Consider the following 383-nt stretch of genomic DNA (forward strand, 5'->3'; position numbering starts at 1 on the left):
TCCAGGGCCTGCTTGATGCTGATGGTGAAGGTCGGCTTCTCGTTCTCGAACACCGACGTCTGGTTGGCAACGATGCTCAGCTCGACCTTGTCGCCATGGTTGTTATCGCCTGGAGTACCCACGCCTGGCTCGTCGACTACTTTGGTGCTGACGCTGTCCTTGCCCAGTTCCAGTTGCTCGAACTGATCCGCGCCCTTGCCGGTAACGCCAGTCAGGGACTGGGTAATGGTGACCGGGTCGTTGACGTAGATGTTGTCCGGCGCGCTCACGGTGACCGAGCCTTCCGATTCACCGGCTTTGACGGTGACGGTGGTGCCATCGGTCAAGGTGAAGGTCAGGCCTTTGTGGTTGGTGACCGGCAGGGACGGGTCATCGCTGACCAG

1 protein-coding gene is annotated in these 383 nt (G+C 60.3%); it reads right to left on the minus strand.

Going from position 1 to position 383, the window contains the following annotated elements; translation table 11 throughout:
• Positions 1 to 383, minus strand: a 383-nt coding sequence (locus ACN6NG_RS29925; RefSeq protein WP_474317537.1) for an immunoglobulin-like domain-containing protein, incomplete at both ends; no start/stop codon positions are given.

This window comes from Pseudomonas sp. TSO6, assembly GCF_056098905.1.